The organism is Nonomuraea angiospora, from assembly GCF_014873145.1.
Lineage (GTDB): Bacteria > Actinomycetota > Actinomycetes > Streptosporangiales > Streptosporangiaceae > Nonomuraea > Nonomuraea angiospora.
This window is the reverse complement of sequence record NZ_JADBEK010000001.1, coordinates 6,205,450-6,220,955: the sequence shown is the minus strand read 5'-3', so window position 1 is coordinate 6,220,955 and position 15,506 is coordinate 6,205,450. Positions and strand designations below refer to the sequence as shown.

Sequence of the window (15,506 nt, the reverse complement as noted above, 5' to 3'; positions counted from 1 at the left end):
GCCGAGCCCTTCGGTATTGCTGGAGAACGACGAACAAGTCTTCGTTCCGATCCGCAGCGAACTACGGGATGAGCTTGCCGCTCCACGAGGCCGCAGCGGCCTTGTAGACGACGTTGGTCTCACCGTCGAAGTAAGCCGAGGTGATCGTGTCGTAGCGCTTGTTGCCGTCGGTGTCCGCGATGAGGCTGGTGACACCGTTGACGTAGCCGAGACGCTTGGCGTTGCTGTACTTGGACAGCCAGGGGCCACCGTCGTAGCCGGCGGTCACGGTGCACTTCAGCGAGATCTGCTCCTCGACCTTCTTCGAGGGGATGAGCAGAGCCTTCTTCGCGGTCTTGCCGTAGCACCACTTCGGCGTCACACCGGTGAACGGCTTGTTGCCGTCCAGGTGCGGGCCGTAGGGGTAGCCGAAGGTACGGACGGCGCTACCAGCAGCCTGGTTCCACGCGAAGCCCTGGCCACCAACGTTGTCGCCGAGGCGACCAACGCTCTTGACCACGTTCTCGACGACGAAGTAGTCCTCGACCCAGTACTTCATCACAGCAGTGGTCTTGACCCACTTCTTGACGTAGTACTGCGTCTTGAACCACGCCGTCTTCGCGTCGTTGGTCCGCACGGTGCCGAGGAACTTGCCGTCACCCTTGGCGGCCACGAGAGCGTCGTAGGCCTCCTTGGAGATGGGGACCTCGGTGCTCAGACGCTCGAACTTGGCGCCGTTGTCGAGACCCGACGGGGCAGCCTTGTACGTCGCCTCGGTGACCTCGACGCCGGTCAGCTGGACGCCGTCGACACCCTTGGAGATGTAGTCCTCGATCTTCGCCGCAGCGTCCTTCGGCATGGCGACCGTCTCGACCGAGGGGTCGGCCAGCTTGGACTTGAAGGGGCCCGCCTCGCCGTACTTGTCGTACCCGGCCGCGAACTCTTCCTTGGTGATGGGGGTTTCCTTGACGTAACCCTTGCCACCCTTGGCGATGTGCGCCTTGTACTCGCTCGGGGAGACCTTGGTCTCCTTGTTGAGCACGCCGCCGATGCCGTCGTAGACGGTGACGAAGGCGTAGTCGCGGTCGAAGTCCTCGTAGACGTCGAAGTCGTAGTGGGTGAAGGCCTGCTTACCCACGTACACGCCCCAAGGAGCCTTGCCCTGGTAGTAACCGGGGACGAAGACCCAGCGGGACACGACCTCGTCGTTGCCGGCGATGTCGTACACGCAGTGACCGGCCGTGGCGACCAGGTTGCGGTACTGCGACTGGATCGAGGTGCCGGAGCACCAGTACAGCTTGCCGTCACGGCCCTCGAAGAAAACCTTACCGATGGTCTTCGGCAGGTTCACGTTCTGAACCTTGACGGCGGCCTTCTTCTCCTCGCCGATGGGGGCGGTGGAACCCGGCTTGGTGTCCGAGGTATAGCCACCACCGGAGGAGATCTTCTGAACCTCGAGCGCGTCGGGGTTGAAGGCAACGGCCTGCTTGAGGGCCGCGTAGTTGGACTTGGTCCAGAAGTCCAGGGTCTCGGCCGCCTTCTGCTGGCTCGCCAGCACGTCGGACGAGATGGTGTCGTCAGCCTGGGCCGTGGTGGCCAGGCCGGCGGCCAGGAGGCCAGTGGCCAGAATGGCGCCACCGGCGGGGAGGAGGATGCGCTTCACGGTAACTCCTTGCGCTGTCGTGGAACGCCTCTTGCGTCCCATGCGTCAGTAAAGGGATAGCCAGGAACATACAGTGTGGATCTTGCTCGCGGGTAGCCGCTTTGACAGGAAAAGATGCGACAAGACGGGCGTGACCGTTCTGTGATGTTTAAACGGCTGATGCGCAGGAGTCGAGGAAAGCTGGCATTGAGACCGTTTGCCCTGATCAACATAAGGGAGTTGTCAGCACGGTCGGCGGGGCTCTGGCGCGCCTTCGATCGCGGTCGAATAGGTTATGTGATGCAGATCACATTGGATTGATGGCACCGTATGAGCGCCCCATGCGTCCAACGGGCTTCACTTTTGGACGGGAACGCAGAAGGGCCCGGCGAATGCCGGGCCCTTCGCGGGAAACGGTTATACGAACGGTCTAGGACCGGTCGCTCTGCGTCACCTTAGACAATCTTGCCGGACCACGAGGCCGCGGCGGCCTTGTAGACCACGTTGGTCTCACCGTCGAAGTACGGCGAGGAGATGTAGTCCACGCGGCCGTTGCCGTCCTGGTCGTTGAAGGTGCTCACGACACCGTTCAGGTAACCGAGACGCTTGGAGTTGCTGTACTTGTACAGCCACGGACCACCGTCGGCGCCCTCGGTGAAGGCGCACTTGAGGGCCACGTGCTCCTCGATCTTCTTGGCGGCAGAACCCTGCAGCTTCTTCGTCGTGTTGCCGTAGCACCACTTCGGAGTCACGCCGGTGTAGTTCTTGTTGCCGTCGGGGTGCGCGGCGGCCGGGTAGCCGAACACGCGGACGGGCTTGCCGGTGGGCTGGTTCCACGCGAAGCCCTGGCCGCCGACGTTGTCGCCGAGGCGACCGTTGTCCTTGGCGGCGATGTCGACGAGGTAGTAGTCCTCGACCCAGTACTTCACCTGAGCGGTGGACTTGATCCACTTCTTGATGTAGTACTGCGTCTTGAACCACGCGGTCTCGGTGCCGGCCGAGTTCTTCACGACACGCAGGGTGCCGAGGAACTTGCCGTCACCCTTGGCCGCCACCAGGGAGTCGTAGGCCTCCTTGCTGATGGGCACCTCAGTGCTCAGGCGCTCGAACTTGGCGCCGTTGTCGAAGCCGCTGGGGGCGGCGTCGTAGACGCTCTTGGAGACCTCAGCACTCGTGAGCTGGATGCCCTTGGTGGGGCCCTCGCCCTTGATGTAGTCCTCGACGTTGCCGTTCGTCACGTCGCTCGGCTTGGCAACGGTCTCGACCTTGGGGTCGACGACCTTCGACTTGTACGGACCAGACTCACCGTACTTGTCGAAACCGGCGTCGAACTCTTCCTTGGTGATCGTCGTTTCCTTGACGTACCCGACGGCGCCCTTGGCGACAGCCGCCTTGTACTCGCTCGGCAGGACCTTGCTGGTCTTGCCGCTGAGCGACACGCCGTTGTACACGGTCACGAACGCGTAGTCGCGGTCGTAGTCCTCGTACACGTCGAAGTCGTAGTGGGTGAAGGCCTGCTTACCCACGTAGATGCCCCACGGAGCCTTGCCCTGGTAGTAACCGGGGACGAAGACCCACTTGGACAGGACGTCCGAGTTGGTCGCCGTGTCGTACACGCAGTGACCGGCCGTGGCGACCAGGTTGCGGTACTGGGACTGGATCGAAGTGGCGGAGCACCACTTCTTCTCGCCCTTGCTGTTGACGAAGAACACCTTGCCGATGGTCTTCGGCATGTTGACGTTCTGGACCTTGACGGTCGTCTTCTTTTCCTGGCCGATCGGCGCCGTCGAGCCGGGCTTGGTGTCGGCGCTGTAGCCGCCCTTGCTCTGCAGCTTGGCGACGTCGCCCTTGTCCCAGACGTTGGACTCCTTGGCGGCCCGGAGGGCAGCGCCGTTGTTGTCGGCCCAGAACTGGGCAATGGCCTTGGCGTTCGCCGCACTCGTCGCCATCGGGTCAGATGCGACGTCGCTGGCGGCCTGGGCGTTGCCGGCCAGACCGGCGGCCAGAAGGCCGGTAGCCACGATGGCACCACCGGCGGGGATGAGGATGCGCTTCAAGGGAACTGCTCCTTGCTCTGTCGTGGGTCGCAACATGCGTCCCATGCGTCAGTAAAGGGATAGCAAGGAACATAGCGTGGTGATCTCCGCAGGTGGAACCCGCTTTGGGCGATCCGGTAGGCGCCCCTACCGCCGTTACCGTGCTGTTATCTGTCAGAGATCTTTGCGCGCGGTGATTGGATAGTTACGTTTTCGCTGGGTATGACGGGGTAATTGCTGACGGGACTGGAGTGTCGTTAGTGGCCCGCCACGTACCGTAGTCGGTGAAACGTGACTTAGATCACAGGAACCGGATTGACACCTTATCCGTCTAACTCGGTCCAATCCTCACAGGTGATCTTCAGGTTCGGGTTATAGAGGGCAAAAAACGGCCGTCCTCGCCGGGAGGAGGGGCGGCGAGGACGGCTGTCGAGCGCCAGGCGTGGGGTCGGTCGTAGGGGGAGACGCCCCGCGCCTGGCCTATGTGGACTGGGGCGCTTCGGAGCGCCTCAGTGTGCGTGATGGCGGGCGAGGAGCTGGAGGGGTGCTCCTCGGCCGTCGGAGGAAGGGCGAACCGGTCGGGCGGGCCGATTGCGGGTGCCGCCGATACGCCAAGTAGGTAGGGCCCAGGGACTAGATGTCCCTCTGCCGGACGACCGCCGCCAGGTGGGAGCGCAGGCTCAGCAGCACCGGATCGTGGGCGAGGGCTTCGTGCCGGGGGTGGCGGACGGGCGCGGGGCGCGGTGGTGGCTGTGCGGCGCCGCCATCGGTCGTCGCGTCGTCCTGAGCGGTCTCGATCGCTCTCAGCAGCCGCCGCCAGGTGCCGTCGGCCGTCCAGTGGCGGTGGTGCCGGTAGATGGTCACCCAGCAGCCGAATCGCCCGGGCAGATGACGCCACCGCAGACCGGTCCTGGCTTGGTAGAGCACCCCATTGATCATCATCCGGTGCTCGTCCCACCGGTCTCCAAGTGTGTCGCCGGGGGATAGCAGCGATGCCAGCCGTTCCCATTCGGCGTTCGTCAGATCGCCACGATGCATGTGCCCATCGTGACAAGGTAAACACTCTGTGTCAGCAGATCCAAAAAAGATCTTACGCTTGGGCGGGTATCCAGCTGTCTCTGACGCAAGACGCAGCAGCGCCCCGCCGGCCTCCCGCGTCGGGCTGACGCGGCGGATCTGGCGGAACGCGTGGGGGATGCCAAAGGGCGGATTTCGCAAATTGGGGCCGGCGGTCGTTGACCGGCTGGCTCATCCTGGGCCTGGAGCCGTGCGTCTATGCGATGAGTTGATGCCAACTCTCGTCGCTTTGCGTACTCAACATGTGACAATGGGTGCCATGCCGTCCCCCCGACATGACGCCCTCGTCAAGATGTTCGAGCATCGCCCCGAGCTGGCGGTGGAGATTCTGCGCGATCTCATGGGGGTGGAACTGCCCGACACCCCGCTGGTCCGGCTGGAGAACACGACCTTCAACACCCGTCGTTCCGACGACATCCACGCCGACATGGTCCTCGTCCTGGGGCCGTCGCAAGATCCCGCGCACGCCATCATCGTGGAAATCCAGCAGGACAAGTCCAAGGCTCCCCGGCAGCTGGCCCGCTATGCCGCCGTTTTGTGGCTGATGTTGGGCTGCGACGTCACGGTCCTGGTCATCTGTCCCGACCGGGCTACGGCCGCCTACTACGCGCAGCCGATCGAGTCCGGGCTGACCGGCTACCGGCTGCAGGCCCTGGTTCTGGGGCCGGACAGCATTCCAGCCCTCACCGACCCCCAGGAGGCCGCCGGTCACCTGGGGTTGGCGGCCATGTCGATCATGGTCCACGGCCGTGACCGCAAGGTGGTTGAAGCATTCGCCGCGGCGCTGACTGACACGGATGACGATCACGCTCTGAAGTACACTGAATACGCTTACAGCATGGCTGCGCCAGAAGTACGCCGCCTCATGGAGGAGATCATGACGTCTACCGACTGGCCCGTCTACACCCCCTTCGCTCGCGAACACTTCGGCCGCGGCCGTGAACAAGGCAAGGCGGAGGGCAAGGCCGAGGGCAAGGCCGAAGGGGAGGCCAGGGCAGTCCTGCTGGTGCTCGCCGCCCGTGGCCTTGACGTCCCAGAGGACGTACGGGCTCGGATCACCGCCTGCACCGATCTTGCACAACTGGAAACCTGGACCACCCGCGCGGCAACCGCCCAGGCCCTGGAGGAGCTGTTCGACGAAGCCGGCGGGCAGCAGGGTTAGTGCCGGCATCGGCACGGGTGGGCGCCTTTGCGACGAGGGCGTCTGCATCGCACCCGGGGCGGCGGGGCGGTCTTTTCCCACCGTTGCGCCCGCTTACCGACTCTGTTGGTTTCCCTTGATGGTCAAAGTGGTGGTCGGCCTTCACATGCTCACGTCGGGGGTGCGCGAGGGGCGGGAGCCCCTCGCCGGGGCGGGCTCCAGCAGGCCAAGCCGGTAACCGGGCAAGGGGCGGAGGCTGGCGGGCGAAGCGAGCGGGGGGTTGGGGAGGTCGAAGGGGGCGCGAGCCCCTTGGGGAGGCGCTGTCTGGAACTTCATGGCGCGAAGCGCCCCCAAGGGGAAGGCCGGGCTTTCGGGCCAGGAAAGAGTTAAGGCGAGGGCCTCGGGATGCCGAGACCCTCGCCTTTCCCCTGGAAGGGCTTACTTGTACAGCTCGCCGTTCGGGCCGACGATCTTGCCGGACCACACGTTCTTGGCGGCGTTGTAGACCGCTGCCGTCTCGCCGTCGAAGTAGGGCGAGGTGATGTAGTCGATGCGGTCGTTGCCGTCCTGGTCGGCGAAGGTGCTCGTCACACCGTTCACGTAACCCAGGCGCTTGCCGTTGCTGTAGTTGAGGAGCCAGGGGCCGCCGTCGTAACCGGGGGTCACGGCGCACTTGAGGCCGATGTGCTCTTCGATCTTGAGCCAGGGGGCGCCGACCGCCTTGGCGGTGGTCGTGCCGTAGCAGTTCTTCGGCGTGACGCCGCTGTAGACCTTGTTGCCGTCCGGGTGCGGAGCGGCCGGGTAGCCGAAGGCGCGGACGGGCTTGCCGGTGGGCTGGTTCCAGGCGAAGCCCTGGCCGCCGACGTTGTCACCGAGGCGGCCGGCGTCCTTGGACAGCAGGATGTAGTAACGGCCGCCCCACGAGCGCTTGGGGCCGGTGAAGGACTGGAAGTCCTTGCGGTCCACCTGCTTCACACCGTTGAACTGGATGCCGTTGTAGACGGTGACGAACGCGTAGTCGCGGTCGTAGTCCTCGTAGGTGTCGAAGTCGTAGTGGGTGAAGGCCTGCTTGCCCACGTAGATGCCCCACGGGGCCTTGCCCTGGTAGTAGCCGGGGACGAAGACCCAGTTGTCGAGGAGGGCCTTGTCGCTGTCCGTGTCGTACACGCAGTGGCCGGCCGTGGAGACCAGGTTGCGGTAGTTCGACTGGATGGAGGTGGCCGAGCACCAGCGGAACTTGCCGGAGCCGTCGACGAAGAAGACCTTGCCGATGGTCTTGGGGATGTTCACGTTCTGGGCCTTGGCGGTCGACTTCGTCTCGCCGGTCGGCGCCGTGGTGCCGGGGCGGCCGTCAGGGCTGTAACCGCCCTTGGAGACGACCTTTCGGACTTCCTTCGCGTCCCAGGTGTACTGGGTCGCCTGGCGGAGCGCGGCCCCGTTCGAGGCGAGCCAGAAGGAGGCGACGGAGGCCGCCTCGGCGGTGTTGTTGGCCATCGGGTCGTGGGAGACGTCGCCGTCGGCCTGGGCCGTACCGGTCAGACCTACCGCGAGCAGGCCGGTCGCGAGGACGGCGCCGCCGGCGGGCAGAAGGATTCGCTTCAAGGTAACTCCAGGTTGCGCTGACATGAGGCGCCTCGTGCACCTCCATAACTCAGCAAACGGACAGCCCGGAACTTACCGGTTTGACAATGGACGTGTGAATTTCAGGTAGATCATGTCAGCGTTCCAACGGGGTGTCGTGACCTTGTTGAGACAAAGGATGCGCTGATCACCAGTAGTGACCGGACGGTTGCAGTGATTTAGGTCACATTTGGCGGAGTGGTCTGCGCGGCGGCGCGTCGGTAGACCTCTCCGGCGGTGGTGTCGAAGTACGGAGACGACACCGCGTCGTACCAGCCTTTCGCGTCTCTGTTCCAGGTCAGGCTGTTGACGCCGTTCAGATAGCCGGTCCAGCGGTCCTTGTTGAAGCCGATCAGCCACGGACCGCCGCTCGCGCCCGGGCTGAAGTCGCAGTTGAGCAGCTGCACGCCCTTCTGCAGGTCGAGGCTGACGGCGGAGGTCCAGCGGGTGGGGCCTTCCTTGCACATGCGCAGGCGCTTGCCGTCGAACGGTCGGGTGCCGTCGGGCTGCGCGCCCGCCGGGTAGCCGAACGCGGTCACCGTGTACGTGGTCGGCTTCTTGTTGAGCTCGATGCCCTGGCCGCCGACGTTGTCCTGGAGCCGGCCCACGTCCTTCATGACGTAGCGGCCGTCCTTGGACTCCCACTTGAAGCCGCGGTGCACGGTCACGAACGCGTAGTCGAAGTCGTAGTCGCCCTTGCCCGACCAGTCCTCGTGCATGCTGATCGAGGAGCCCACGTAGATGCCGTCGGGCGTCTCGCCGTTGGACCCGGGGTTGGGGACGAAGATCCAGTAGTCGGCCGCCTTGGCCTGCCGCGGGTCGTACGCGCAGTGCCCGGCCGTCGCGACGACGCTGCGGTTCTTGGCGGCGACCGCGCTGGCGGAGCACCAGTACTCCTTGTCCCCGAACCGGAAGAAGACCTTGCCCATGGTCCTGGCGACCGTGCCCTTGCGCGCCAGCACGGGCGGCACCGCCTGGGCGGCGACGGCCCGCGTGACGGTGGTCGCGGCCTGCGTGGCGGCGTTGGAGGCCTGCGCGGAGGCCGACGGCGCCGGGGTGGCGGCCTGGGTGCCGGGCGTCGCGGGGCTGTAGCTGTCGGCCTGCTTGAGCTGGTCGGGGGTCCAGTAGTCGGCGACCCGCTTCACGTCCACCGCGGTCTTGGCCAGCGAGACGGCGAAGACCCTGCTGTCGCGCGCGGCGTTCGCGATCCCCGTGAAGGCAGGCGCCATCAGCAGCGCGCTGCTGAGCGCAGCCGCCACCAAGTGCCTGGCCCGGGGGATCATGAATTAGCCTTTCTTGGGGTCGTAAGGGTGGATTTTTCCAGATGAACTGGTGGTATTGCAGCCAGGATAGAGATTCGTTACCTGATCAAGAGTGCTCTGTGCACTATAAGGACACCGTCAGACAGATCTCTAAATGATCATTGGTAACGGACGTTTCCGCAGGTCAGAGCGGGTGTAGGCGCTTGTTGAATTCCGCTCATTCCGCGCCCGCTCCAGTGATGTACGCCTCAGTGGAAGACCCCGGTTCCCAGGAGAACCGGGGCCTCGTAAGCCACCTCGATCAGCGGAAGTTGCCGGTCCAGCGGTTGGCCGCGGCCTTGTAGACCTTGTACGTGTCGGTGTTGAAGTACGGGGACGAGATGTAGTCGTAGCGGTCGTTGGCGTCGGTGTCCCAGGCGACGCTGTTGACGCCGACCAGGTAGCCGGTGCGCGACGCGCTCTTGTAGTTGTAGAGGAACGGCCCGCCGCTCGCGCCGGCGGTGAAGGAGCACTTGAAGCCGATGTGCTCCTGCAGGTTGTACTTCCTGGCCTCGGGCATCGGCCGGGTCTTGCCGTAGCAGAACTTCATCGTGCGGCCGGTGAACGGCTTGTCGCCGTCGGGGTGCTCGCCGGCCGGGTACCCGAACGAGTACACGTTCAGCTTCGTGCTCCGGTTCCAGGTGAAGCCCTGGCCGCCGACGTTGTCACCGAGGCGGCCGACGTTCTTGACCGTCCACTGCCACTTGCCGTTGACCCTCTCCCAGTTGACCTTGATGCCGTTGTAGACGTTGACGAACGCGTAGTCGAAGTCGTAGTCCTCCTTCACCACGAAGTCGTCGTGCGCGTTGAACGTCTTGGCGGCGTAGATGCCGTAGGGCGCCTTGCCCTCCCAGACGTTGTTGCCGTCCCAGTACGACGGAATGAAGATCCAGTTGTCGTAGAAGGTGTTCTTGCTGGTGTCGTAGACGCAGTGGGCCGAGGTCGCCACGAGGTTGCGGTACTTGCCCTGGACCGAGCTGGCCGAGCAGTAGCGCCAGCTCCTCGGGTCGCGCGGGTCGGCCTTGGGGAGCGTGAAGAACACGCGGCCGACCGTGTTGGGCAGATTGACCTGCTTGCTCTTCTTGGTCTTCGTCTTCTCCTCACCGATCGGCGGGACGGATCCCGGAGGGCCGTCAGGTGCGTCGTTGCTGCCCTTGACGCCCTTGGAGGTCAGGTCGAGGCCGGCGTCGTAGTCGGTGGCCAGCTTGACGCGGTCGGGGGTCCAGAACTGGACCGCCTGCTCGGCGGGGGTGGCGGAGTTCTGGGACACGACGTCGGAGGGTGCTTGGGCGTTGGCCGGGGTGCCGCCGACCATGCCCGCGGCCAGCCCGACGGCCATCAGGCCGGCGAGCGGGAACGCGATGCGCCTTGCTCGGGAAAACATGGAGCTCCTTTCGGCTTTCGGCGGCCCAGAGCGGGGTACTGCGCCCCGGTGGGCCAGGAAAACGATCGGAACGTTAATGAATGGCGCAGGGGGCTGGCCATGAAACGACGTGAAAAAGCATGGTCCGGTTCCGTTCCGTTATGGAAATAGCGAAACCGCATGTATTCATGATTGGCATCTCCGCAGGTTGCGACGCCCGTTTTTTGTCTTGCGCAACAGCGGTAACAGGCATTATCAAATGCCACTTCTTATCAACCGAACCTTGTTCTGGTTAGATGGTTTCATGGATCCTCGCACCCCCTGTCTCATCGGCATCGCACAACGCACCATTCGCGAGCAGCCCGGCCCGGAACCGCTCGATCTGTGGGAGGAGACGGCGCGCGCGGCCGCCGAGGCCGCCCGGCTCCCCGTCGGGCGGCTGGACTCGATCCAGATCGTCCACACCGACTCGTGGCAGTACGACTCGCCGGTCGGCCGCCTCGCCGAGCGCCTCGGCGCGACGCCGCGCCACCGTGCGTACTCCAAGGTCGGCGGTACGGCCCCGCAGCTGCTCATCGGCGAGGCGGCGGCCAGGATCGCGGCGGGCGACCTCGACTCCGCGCTGGTCACGGGGGCCGAGGCGCTGGCGACGCGCCGGGCGTACCGGCGGGCGGGCGAGCACGTCCCGTGGAGCCACCCCGCCGTGCCCAAGCCCCCGTACGGATGGGAGCGCCCGCCGCACCCGTACGCGCTGGCCCACGGGCTCTTCATGCCGGTGCACACCTACGCGATCATGGAGACGGCGCGGAGGGCGGCGTCCGGGCTCACGATCGAGGCGGAGATGCGCGACAGGGGCCGGCTGATGGCGCCGATGACCGAGGTGGCCGCCGCGAACCCGTACGCCTGGCGCCGGACCGTCCGCACCCCCGGCGAGCTCGCGAAGGGCGACCGCTTCGTCGGCTGGCCCTACACCAGGGACACGGTGGCCGTGCTGGAGGTGGACCAGGCCGCGGCCGTCGTCCTGGCCAGCTCGCGGCTGGCCGACCGGCTCGGGGTGCCCGCCGAGAGGCGGGTCTACCTGCGCGGGTGGGCGTACGGGGAGGACACCTGGGAGGTGGCCGCGCGGCCCGAGCTGGGGTCTTCCCAGGCCATCGGGCCCGTGGCGGAGGCCGCTTTCCGGCGGTCCGGGCTCGGGCTCGGCGACATGAACGCGCTCGACCTGTACAGCTGTTTCGCGGTGGCGCTGCGGCAGGCGTGCGACGCGATCGGGCTCGATCCCCTGGACCGGCGCGGGCTCACGGTCACCGGCGGGCTGCCGTACGCGGGCGGGCCGGCCAGCGACTACGTCCTGCACTCCACGGCGACCATGGCGGGGCTGCTGCGGGCGCAGTCCGGGCACGGGCTGGTGAGCGGGGTGGGGATGCATCTGACCAAGCACACGTACGCGGTGTGGTCGAGCGAGCCGGGAGGGCGGCTGGGGAGCGCCGCGCCGGTGTTCGTGGCCGAGGAGGTGCCCCTGGTGGGGGGCTGGGCGGGGGAGGGGGTGGTGGCCGGGTACACGGTGGCGCACGGGCGCGACGGTGCCGCCGAGCGGGGGGTGCTGGTGGTGGAGGTGCCGGGTGGGCGGGCCTACGCGGTGGTGGAGGACGGCGGGCTGCTGGCGGACGCGGAGTCGCGGGAGCTGGTGGGGCAGGTCGTGCGGGTTACTTCCGACGGAAAGCTCAATGTCGCCACGTGGTGACGCAAAGTTGATACAAAGACTGTGACCGTATGACTACTATCTGGTGTTGACATTTTTATGTCGGCGGCGGACGCTGGAGTCATGCGGAGGACAACGGTGCGCATCGACGAGACGCTCCTCAACGAGGCGAAGGCGTACGCGGCACGTAACGGACGCAGTCTCAACTCAGTGATGGAGGACGCCTTGAGGCAACTTCTCAACCGCTCCACGGAGGTGGCCGACCGGCCGCGGGTGGAGCTGATCACCTCTGGGAGCCGGCTCAAGCCCGGGATCGAGCTCACCCCGGAGTTCATCTACGGCCTGATCGAGCAGGACGACATCGAGCGCTACCTGAAGGTGCAGGCCGATGCTGCTCAGTGACATCAACGTCCTCGTCAACGCCTTTCGCAGGGAGGCCCCCGCTCACGTGGCCTGCCACAAGCTGGTCGATGAGCTGATCAACGGCGACTCCGCCTATGCGGTCACCGACTACGTGATCAACGGGGTCATCCGTGTCCTGAGCGTCGAGGCGCTCTACGACGTCGCTCCGACGATGGAGCAGATCCTCACCTATGTCGGCCAGGTGCGTAACCAGCCGCACGCCATGGTCGTCAATCCCGGCGAGCGGCACTGGGAGATCTTCACGAGACTCTGCCGTGAGACGGACGCCCGAAGAAAGCTCATCCCCGACGCCTACCTCGCCGCACTCGCCATCGAGCACGGTTGTGAATTTGTGACCTGCGACAAGGATTTCGCCAGGTTCCAGGGCTTGCGCTGGCGGTCGCCGCTCAACTGAACTGGATGAAAGGGCGCGAGCCCGCACTACTCGGCTAGGAACGTCGTGGCTGACCGGTTCGACGTCATCGAGGTGGGCGAGCGCGGTCGCCGCAGGTGGGTCGGGCTGGTGGTGGTGGCCGCGCTCCTGCTGATCCCTGTCGCCGGCCTGCTCATCAGCCGGGATCCCGAGCCGGCGCCGCCGACCGGGCCGACCTCCGAGCCCATCAGGTCCCTCACGAAGATAGACAGCGCCCCCAACGTCCTCACCGTCCGGCCCGCGGCCAAGGGCGGTGCGGAGGTCATGGAAGTGGTGTTCCCGCACGGGGTGCGGGCCGAGGTGCGATATCCGGCCGAACTCGGGCTTGCCGCCATGGGGTCGCGGCCCTTCCAGGGGCTCTCGATCGACGGGCAGTATCGGCAGTTGTCCGCCCCGTACAACGGTGAGTTCGAGGTGACCGCGGGTGGCCGGCCGATCAGGAACTACGCGCCCAACGTCACCCTCTGGCCCCGCCGGGCGGGCAGCGGTTACTACGGGCAGGTGCTGCTGTTCGCGTTCGGGCGGTGGCGGCTGGCGATGTACGACCGGGGGCAGGGGCTGACGTTCGAGCAGCGGGTGGCGCTCGCCCGAGGGCTGAAGGGCAGGGAGACGAAGGACGGCTACCTCGTGCTGTCGGCCGGGGCGCCCGTGCGGCTGGCCAGGCCGGGGGAGACGGCGCAGGGGCAGCCGATGGGGCCGCAGCTGTGGTTCGGCGGCGGCGCGGGGGAGATGGTCGCGCTGGTGCCCACGCCCGGCTGCAAGAACAAGGCCGGGATGCCGAGTGTGATCGAGGGGCGCGGACGGCCGGCCGACTCGGTGTGCAGGGGCGACGTGCTGGTCGCGGTCTCGGGGCCACAGTCGTTCAGGAAGCGGGCCTTGGCAGGGATTCGGATCACGCTGAAGTAGGGTGCGGCCATGTTCGCCGTAACCGCCACACAGACCGACCCCGACAACCCACTCGCCGGGCTGACGCTCGGCGAGCGTCCGGAGCCGAAGGTCCCGGACGGATGGACGACCGTCTCCGTGCGCGCGGCCGCGCTCAACCACCACGACCTGTGGACGCTCAAAGGCGTCGGCATCAGGCAGGACCGGCTGCCGATCGTGCTCGGCTGCGACGCCGCGGGCGTGGACGAGGACGGCAACGAGGTCATCGTGCACTCCGTGATCGGCACGGGCGCCGACGAGACGCTCGATCCCAAGCGCACGCTGCTGTCTGAGGTGCACGACGGCACGTTCGCCGAGCGGGTGGCCGTGCCGCGGCGCAACCTCGTGCCCAAGCCGGCCGGGCTCGGCTTCGAGCACGCCGCCTGCCTGCCGACGGCCTGGCTGACCGCGTACCGGATGCTGTTCGACAAGGCCGGGCTCGAGCCCGGCTCCACCGTGCTGGTGCAGGGCGCGGGCGGCGGCGTCGCCACCGCGCTGATCGCGCTCGGCCGGGCCGGCGGCTACCGGGTCTGGGCGACCAGCCGCTCCGAGGACAAGCGCGCGCGTGCGCTCGAGCTCGGCGCCGACCAGGTGTTCGAGCCGGGCGCGCGGCTGCCCGAGCGGGTGGACGCGGTCATGGAGACCGTCGGCCAGGCCACCTGGGACCATTCGCTCAAGTCGCTCAAGCCGGGCGGGCGCATCGTCGTCAGCGGCGCCACCAGCGGCGCGGTCCCGCCCGCCGACCTGAACCGGGTCTTCTTCCTGCAGCTGTCCGTCGTCGGCTCCACGATGGGCACGCGGGAACAGCTCGGCCGGTTGGCGGTCTTCCTGGAGCAGACCGGGGTTCGGCCCGTCGTCGACCGGGTGCTGCCGCTGACGGAGGCGCGGGACGGGTTCGCGGCCATGGCCGAAGGGGACATCTTCGGAAAGATCGTCTTCGCCGTATGAATAAGTAATGGGTTACTTCCCGGCTTTCCGGGTGATACAAGCATGAACGGGCTTGTCTCACCCGGGAGGCCGTCATGATGGAGGTTCAGCCCTTCGGTCCAGGTTCGATGCACTGGGACACCACCGGCGAATACCGCAATCTGCTCGTCGCCGGGAGCGCGCTGGTCATGCAGACGATGCACCCGGCCGTGGGCGCGGCCGTCGCCGAGCACTCCACGTACAAGGACGACCCGTGGGGGCGGCTCACCCGCACGCTCGTATCGATCCAGAAATGGGTGTACGGCGGCGCGGACGGCCCGGCGGAGGGCGAGCGGCTCAGGAGGCTGCACCGGCCGATCGGCGGCGTGGACGAGCTCGGCCGGCCCTACCACGCCCTGAACGGCGAGGCGTGGGCGTGGGTACACCTGTCGCTGTTCGAGCGCTTCGTCGTGCTCAACCGCTATTTCGGCACCCCGTTCACCGTCGAGCAGGAGCGCCGGCTCTACGCCGAGTCGCGGCAGCTCGGCGCGATCCTGAGAGTGCCCGAGCGGGAGCTGCCCGCGGACCTGGAGGCGTTCTGGCGGTACTTCGACGCGATGGTGGCCGACCGGCTGGAGGCGCACCCCACGGCGCTCGACGTGCTGTCGGTCCTGCGCGGCACGCCGGCGCCGCCCGGACTGCCGAGGCCGCTGCGCCGGCTGTGGACGCCCGTGGGGGCCGGATCGGGGGAGTTCAACTACTTCGTGACAGTCGGCACCCTGCCTTCCGCCGTACGGCGGAAGCTGGGGCTGCCGTGGACGGCGCGGGAGGAGCGGCGCCTGCGGCACCTCGGGCACGCGGTCGCCGTGCTGACGCCGCGCCTGCCCGAACGCCTGAGGTACATGCCCATCGCCTACCACGCCCGCAAGGCCGCCCGCGGCGCGCGCCGCCTGGAAAGGCACCTCCGCTCGGCGTGAACGGAG

The 15,506-nt window shown here is 66.7% G+C and carries 13 protein-coding genes; 7 read left to right on the top strand and 6 right to left on the bottom strand.

The features are described from left to right. Positions 1-61: 61 nt before the first annotated feature. The 3 genes from H4W80_RS27980 to H4W80_RS27970 form a co-directional block, all read right to left on the bottom strand. The gene (locus H4W80_RS27980; protein ID WP_192787810.1) at positions 62-1,642 is read right to left on the bottom strand and encodes a trypsin-like serine peptidase; all 1,581 of its coding nucleotides are present in this window, start codon (positions 1,640-1,642) and stop codon (positions 62-64) included. A 434-nt stretch (positions 1,643-2,076) separates the two neighbouring features. After that, complete coding sequence (locus H4W80_RS27975) at positions 2,077-3,678, bottom strand: trypsin-like serine peptidase (RefSeq protein WP_192787809.1); 1,602 nt, start codon at positions 3,676-3,678, stop codon at positions 2,077-2,079. Between the two features lie 612 nt (positions 3,679-4,290). Next, positions 4,291-4,695 (bottom strand): transposase, encoded by a 405-nt coding sequence (locus tag H4W80_RS27970; protein WP_192787808.1) that lies wholly within the window; start codon positions 4,693-4,695, stop codon positions 4,291-4,293. 289 nt (positions 4,696-4,984) lie between these two features. Between H4W80_RS27970 and H4W80_RS27965 the strand changes: the two genes are divergently transcribed. Continuing rightward, entirely contained in the window at positions 4,985-5,896 is a 912-nt protein-coding gene (locus H4W80_RS27965; protein ID WP_225963702.1) for an RpnC/YadD family protein, read from the top strand. A gap of 417 nt (positions 5,897-6,313) precedes the next feature. Here H4W80_RS27965 and H4W80_RS27960 read toward each other — a convergent pair whose 3' ends face one another. The 3 genes from H4W80_RS27960 to H4W80_RS27950 form a co-directional block, all read right to left on the bottom strand. Continuing rightward, positions 6,314-7,477, bottom strand: a complete 1,164-nt coding sequence (locus H4W80_RS27960) for a trypsin-like serine peptidase (protein WP_192787807.1) — start codon at positions 7,475-7,477, stop codon at positions 6,314-6,316. A 197-nt stretch (positions 7,478-7,674) separates the two neighbouring features. After that, the gene (locus tag H4W80_RS27955; RefSeq protein WP_192787806.1) at positions 7,675-8,778 is read right to left on the bottom strand and encodes a trypsin-like serine peptidase; all 1,104 of its coding nucleotides are present in this window, start codon (positions 8,776-8,778) and stop codon (positions 7,675-7,677) included. Between the two features lie 280 nt (positions 8,779-9,058). Further along, a complete protein-coding gene (locus H4W80_RS27950; RefSeq protein ID WP_192787805.1) occupies positions 9,059-10,180 on the bottom strand; it encodes a trypsin-like serine peptidase in 1,122 nt (373 codons plus the stop codon). Between the two features lie 283 nt (positions 10,181-10,463). Between H4W80_RS27950 and H4W80_RS27945 the strand changes: the two genes are divergently transcribed. From H4W80_RS27945 to H4W80_RS27920, 6 genes are all read left to right on the top strand, one after another. Then, positions 10,464-11,900: an acetyl-CoA synthetase gene (locus H4W80_RS27945; RefSeq protein WP_192787804.1), complete on the top strand. Its 1,437-nt coding sequence runs from the start codon at positions 10,464-10,466 to the stop codon at positions 11,898-11,900. A 96-nt stretch (positions 11,901-11,996) separates the two neighbouring features. Beyond that, positions 11,997-12,260, top strand: a complete 264-nt coding sequence (locus tag H4W80_RS27940; protein WP_192787803.1) for a CopG family transcriptional regulator — start codon at positions 11,997-11,999, stop codon at positions 12,258-12,260. Beyond that, positions 12,247-12,675, top strand: a complete 429-nt coding sequence (locus tag H4W80_RS27935) for a type II toxin-antitoxin system VapC family toxin (RefSeq protein WP_192787802.1) — start codon at positions 12,247-12,249, stop codon at positions 12,673-12,675. The genes H4W80_RS27940 and H4W80_RS27935 overlap by 14 nt, the downstream gene beginning before the upstream one ends. Positions 12,676-12,720: 45 nt before the next feature. Continuing rightward, a complete protein-coding gene (locus tag H4W80_RS27930) occupies positions 12,721-13,599 on the top strand; it encodes a hypothetical protein (protein ID WP_192787801.1) in 879 nt (292 codons plus the stop codon). A 9-nt stretch (positions 13,600-13,608) separates the two neighbouring features. Continuing rightward, positions 13,609-14,565 carry a zinc-binding dehydrogenase gene (locus tag H4W80_RS27925; protein WP_192787800.1) on the top strand — a complete coding sequence of 319 codons (957 nt, stop codon included), beginning with the start codon at positions 13,609-13,611 and terminating at the stop codon, positions 14,563-14,565. Between the two features lie 74 nt (positions 14,566-14,639). Continuing rightward, positions 14,640-15,500 (top strand): oxygenase MpaB family protein, encoded by an 861-nt coding sequence (locus H4W80_RS27920; RefSeq protein ID WP_225963701.1) that lies wholly within the window; start codon positions 14,640-14,642, stop codon positions 15,498-15,500. Positions 15,501-15,506 lie beyond the last annotated feature (6 nt).

Bases quoted from the DNA above. Each gene is read 5' to 3' on its own strand.
- H4W80_RS27965 (WP_225963702.1), top strand. From the start codon at position 4,985: ATGGGTGCCATGCCGTCCCCCCGACATGACGCCCTCGTCAAGATGTTC.
- H4W80_RS27925 (WP_192787800.1), top strand. From the start codon at position 13,609: ATGTTCGCCGTAACCGCCACACAGACCGACCCCGACAACCCACTCGCC.
- H4W80_RS27970 (WP_192787808.1), bottom strand. From the start codon at position 4,695: ATGCATCGTGGCGATCTGACGAACGCCGAATGGGAACGGCTGGCATCG.
- H4W80_RS27920 (WP_225963701.1), top strand. From the start codon at position 14,640: ATGATGGAGGTTCAGCCCTTCGGTCCAGGTTCGATGCACTGGGACACC.
- H4W80_RS27955 (WP_192787806.1), bottom strand. From the start codon at position 8,778: ATGATCCCCCGGGCCAGGCACTTGGTGGCGGCTGCGCTCAGCAGCGCG.
- H4W80_RS27950 (WP_192787805.1), bottom strand. From the start codon at position 10,180: ATGTTTTCCCGAGCAAGGCGCATCGCGTTCCCGCTCGCCGGCCTGATG.
- H4W80_RS27935 (WP_192787802.1), top strand. From the start codon at position 12,247: ATGCTGCTCAGTGACATCAACGTCCTCGTCAACGCCTTTCGCAGGGAG.
- H4W80_RS27945 (WP_192787804.1), top strand. From the start codon at position 10,464: ATGGATCCTCGCACCCCCTGTCTCATCGGCATCGCACAACGCACCATT.